Genomic DNA, 3,910 nt, shown 5'->3' with positions numbered 1-3,910 from the left:
GTCATTTGCTCACAAGGTGCTGATATCTTCAATCTTTCAGCTTAAGCCTTGTGAGTTTTCTTACAATAGCCCCTCACTTTTAAAACATCCTCTCAATAGTACCAGATATTGCTGTGTTTGAATGGCAAAGAATTCCCCTTGATGCTAAAGGTAAAATTGCAAATAAATTTGAAATTCCCCCAGATTGGATAATTGAAATTCTCTCACCGGAACAATCACCCAACCGAGTTATCCGCAAAATTACATTTTCTATTCAAAATGGAGCAAGGCTAGGTTGGTTGCTCGATTCTGCTGATGAGTCAATCATGATTTTTGAACCCAATAAATTACCAGAATTAAAAGAAAACCAAGATATTCTACCCGTTTTGAGCATTTTGGAAAATTGGCAATTAACAGTTACAAACGTATTTAGTTGGTTGAGTTTTGTTTGAATAAAGCATTTATTACAGCATAATTCAGGAGTCAGAATGGGCTATGCCCCGCTACGCTAACAGAAGTAAAACACGCTTTATTCCTTTCATAGAGTTAGTATGATTATTGACTAATCCCAGTAGTTTGATTTACTTGGCATTGACTACACAACCCAAAAAACTCTAGGGTGTGATAAAAAACTTTAAACTTATGGCTTGATTCTAACTGGTTTTCTAAATCATGAACTGGGCATTGATTAATCGGAATTGAGACACCACATTGCAAGCAAGTAAGGTGGTGTTTATCTTGCTGTGCTAGGCTATAAAGGGCTTCACCATTAGCCAAATTTCGCACTTGTACCATGCCTTCTAGTTTTAAAGCTTCTAGAGAACGGTAAACTGTTGCTAAACCCATACTCTGATTGGTATTACGTAGTTCTACGTAAATATCTTGAGCGGAAATGCCTTTTTTGATATTTTTCAGTAGATTGAAAATACGCTCTTGACTGCGGGTGCGTATGGCTCTCATAGACAATTATTTAAGTATGCCATTGTAGTTTGAGGCTGTTAAATGAGCTAATCGATCGATTAACTTTAACGGCTTCGTAATCTTATTTTCACTCAGTTGGAACAGAAAGTTATAGTATAGCTATCGCAGCATTCAGCAAAAGCCGTGCAAACCAAGTATCTAGCCAAAATTTTCGTGACCCTTCGTCCTTCAGTTTTAGATCCTGCTGGTGTGGCAGTACAATCCGGTCTTAAGCAACTGGGATACGATAACGTTGACCAGGTGCGGATTGGCAAGTACATTGAACTTACCATCACCTCAACTGAAGAGAAGAAAGCGCGTCAAGACCTTGATAACATTTGTGACCAAATGCTATCAAATCCCGTAATTGAAAATTACCGCTTTGAATTAATTGAGGTCGAAACTCAAACTGGGGTATTTTAGGGATTGGGTATAGGTCAAACAGGGCATTGAGAAGAGACAAGGAAGAGGGGGGAGACTGGGAGAGACTTGTTTAATAATTCCCCCTTGTCCTCCTTATCCCCTTGTCCCCTTGTCCCCCCTTATCCCCTTGTCCCTTTGTCCCCCCTGCTCCCCTAACTAATCATGAAATTCGGTGTTGTTGTCTTTCCCGGTTCTAATTGCGATCGCGATGTTGCTTATGTAACTAGAGATTTACTCTTACAACCAACTCGCATGGTTTGGCATCAAGAAACAGATATTGCTGATTTGGATGTCGTTATTATTCCTGGTGGCTTTAGTTACGGGGATTATCTGCGCTGTGGTGCGATCGCACGTTTTTCACCCGTGATGCAGCAGGTTGTGGAACACGCCCAAAAGGGTAAGTTTGTCCTCGGTATTTGCAACGGCTTTCAGGTATTAACTGAAGCTGGACTTTTGCCAGGGGTGTTAACCAGAAATCGAGATTTGCATTTTATTTGCGATCGCGTTCCCTTGAAAGTCGAGCGTACCAATTTTTTATGGACGCAAGCTTATACCAGTAGTGAAGTCATCACTCTGCCCATTGCCCACGGAGAGGGACGATTCTACGCTGATGCAGCCACTCTTGCAGAAATTGAAGATAATGGGCAAGTCGTATTTCGCTATGAAGGCGAGAATCCCAACGGTTCATTGAACAACATTGCCGGGATTTGCGATCGTCGGGGCAATGTGTTGGGAATGATGCCGCACCCAGAAAGGGCATCAGACGCAATGCTAGGGGGTAGTGATGGCTTGAGGTTGTTTCAAGGCTTGCTAGAGAAGGTAGCAGCATTAGCGTAGAGCAAATATCGGGCAAATAGATTGTCGGTTTCTCATACTTGAGCTAGTAACTGTTAAAATCTAGAGTTAGTGTGTTCTAATCTTTTAGTAGACTTACAAAAGTCCGCGTATACAAAAAACTTCAAGCCAGTTTTGGCAAGTTTTTAAGAACAAACAGAGAAACAAACTTATGGGACTTTTCGATCAAATTCTTGGTGCAGTCGCTAATCCCAATCAACAGGGGAGTTTAGGTCAAATAGGAAGTATTGTCAATAGTGTCCAGCAGTTGAGCGATCGCACAGGCGCAGACCCTTCTACTATCCAATCTGTTTTGTCTGTTGTGGGTGGTCAAGTACGTTCTGCTTTACAAGATAAACAAGCCACAGATGGTAATGAAGCTACACAAAATTTAGTCAGTCAATATGCTGGTACTTCTCCCAACCCTCAAGCCGTCAATTCGTTGTTTTCTCCTCAGATTCAACAGCAAGTAGCTGAAGTTGCTGCCCAGCGCACTGGGTTGGATGCTGGGATCGTTCAACAATTGCTGCCTTTAGCAGTTCCTTTGGTGCTAAACTTTTTGCAATCAGGCGCCAATGCTCAAAATCCCCAAGCTGGCGGAAATCCTGTACTAAATTCCTTCTTGGATGCTGATGGTGATGGTGATGTCGATATCGCTGATGCGCTCCAAATGGCTAGTCGATACATGAGACGGTAATACTTTTTCCTATTTCTTTTCTGATAAACCAGACATTAGTAACTATACCTTGCTAGATTTTTAGCTAAGACATAGGCTGAGAACATAAACTGTAAATAGAAATCAGACAGTCTATGTCTAAATTTTTTGAATCTATTACTGAGGAACTGCAAGACTTTATCGCTGCCCAACACCTATTCTTTGTTGGCTCTGCACCTTTGAGTCCTACGGGTCATGTTAACATGTCTCCTAAAGGTCAGGACTGCTTTCGTGTCCTGTCTCCCAACCGAGTAGGTTATGTAGACCTCACAGGTAGCGGTAACGAAACATCCGCCCATTTGCAAGAAAATGGGCGGATAACCTTCATGTTTTGTGCCTTTCAAGAACCCGCGTGTATCTTGCGTCTTTACGGTCAAGGAACCACGATTTTACCGAGTTCTCCAGAGTGGGACTCGTTGTATTCTCTATTTTTGCCGATACCTGGAACTCGTCAAATTATCGTCGCTGACATTGAAAAAATCCAAACTTCCTGTGGTTTTGGCGTACCACTCTATGAATATAAAGGTCAGCGCCAGACTTTAATAAACTGGGCTAGTAAAAAAGGTGAAGAGGGAGTTCGAGAATATCAACAGCGGAAAAATCTCGTCAGCATTGACGGTTTAGAAACACCACTGAGTAAATTACCCTAACTTTGCCTAATGGATTATTCTATTCATCTATATATTTAGATGTATGAGCAATTATTAGTGATTAAAGTAAAGGAGTCAGCAATCGAGAGACTCTTACAGCTAACTTGAACCAAAGAGGTTTTTTATCGTACTCATTAAGATCCACAGCAACACAGACAGCTAAATCATCCTCTAACATCTTTTTCACACTTTGGACAAACCCAGGCTCAGTAATAAAACCCATAACTTCAAAGTTGAGGGAAAAAGAGCGACTATCTAAGAGGATGTTTTAAAAGTCCAAGAAAGTAAAAACTCATGCGAGTCGTCGAAGCATAATACGTATCATCGCAATATAAATAAAAGTCTCGGA

General features: G+C 41.3%; 6 protein-coding genes and 1 pseudogene. 5 read left to right on the top strand and 2 right to left on the bottom strand.

Annotation, left to right across the window (positions count from 1 at the left end; translation table 11 throughout):
- Positions 1–92 precede the first annotated feature (92 nt).
- A pseudogene (locus V7K89_RS14150) lies at positions 93–431 on the top strand (Uma2 family endonuclease); the annotation flags it as partial.
- A 103-nt stretch (positions 432–534) separates the two neighbouring features.
- Here V7K89_RS14150 and V7K89_RS14145 read toward each other — a convergent pair.
- Positions 535–939, bottom strand: coding sequence for a Fur family transcriptional regulator (locus V7K89_RS14145; protein ID WP_335188053.1), 405 nt, complete (start codon positions 937–939; stop codon positions 535–537).
- A gap of 144 nt (positions 940–1,083) precedes the next feature.
- Here V7K89_RS14145 and purS point away from each other — a divergent pair, with 144 nt between their 5' ends.
- From purS to V7K89_RS14125, 4 genes are all read left to right on the top strand, one after another.
- Entirely contained in the window at positions 1,084–1,362 is a 279-nt protein-coding gene (gene purS, locus V7K89_RS14140) for a phosphoribosylformylglycinamidine synthase subunit PurS (protein ID WP_104908105.1), read from the top strand.
- 162 nt (positions 1,363–1,524) lie between these two features.
- Positions 1,525–2,199: a phosphoribosylformylglycinamidine synthase subunit PurQ gene (purQ, locus tag V7K89_RS14135; protein WP_335188051.1), complete on the top strand. Its 675-nt coding sequence runs from the start codon at positions 1,525–1,527 to the stop codon at positions 2,197–2,199.
- 169 nt (positions 2,200–2,368) lie between these two features.
- Positions 2,369–2,893: a DUF937 domain-containing protein gene (locus V7K89_RS14130; protein ID WP_335188049.1), complete on the top strand. Its 525-nt coding sequence runs from the start codon at positions 2,369–2,371 to the stop codon at positions 2,891–2,893.
- A 113-nt stretch (positions 2,894–3,006) separates the two neighbouring features.
- Positions 3,007–3,561, top strand: a complete 555-nt coding sequence (locus V7K89_RS14125) for a pyridoxamine 5'-phosphate oxidase family protein (RefSeq protein ID WP_335188047.1) — start codon at positions 3,007–3,009, stop codon at positions 3,559–3,561.
- A gap of 61 nt (positions 3,562–3,622) precedes the next feature.
- On the opposite strand, the gene V7K89_RS14120 is transcribed toward V7K89_RS14125, so the two are convergent.
- Positions 3,623–3,784, bottom strand: coding sequence for a hypothetical protein (locus V7K89_RS14120; RefSeq protein WP_335188045.1), 162 nt, complete (start codon positions 3,782–3,784; stop codon positions 3,623–3,625).
- Positions 3,785–3,910 lie beyond the last annotated feature (126 nt).

It is taken from the genome of Nostoc sp. (assembly GCF_036917515.1).
In the GTDB taxonomy this organism is placed as follows: domain Bacteria; phylum Cyanobacteriota; class Cyanobacteriia; order Cyanobacteriales; family Nostocaceae; genus Nostoc.
The sequence above is the reverse complement of the archived record's forward strand: the minus strand, read 5'-3'. Positions and strand labels throughout refer to the sequence as shown.

Coding starts and splice junctions, on each gene's coding strand:
- V7K89_RS14145 (WP_335188053.1), bottom strand. CDS start 939: ATGAGAGCCATACGCACCCGCAGTCAAGAGCGTATTTTCAATCTACTG.
- purQ (WP_335188051.1), top strand. CDS start 1,525: ATGAAATTCGGTGTTGTTGTCTTTCCCGGTTCTAATTGCGATCGCGAT.
- V7K89_RS14130 (WP_335188049.1), top strand. CDS start 2,369: ATGGGACTTTTCGATCAAATTCTTGGTGCAGTCGCTAATCCCAATCAA.
- V7K89_RS14125 (WP_335188047.1), top strand. CDS start 3,007: ATGTCTAAATTTTTTGAATCTATTACTGAGGAACTGCAAGACTTTATC.
- V7K89_RS14120 (WP_335188045.1), bottom strand. CDS start 3,784: ATGGGTTTTATTACTGAGCCTGGGTTTGTCCAAAGTGTGAAAAAGATG.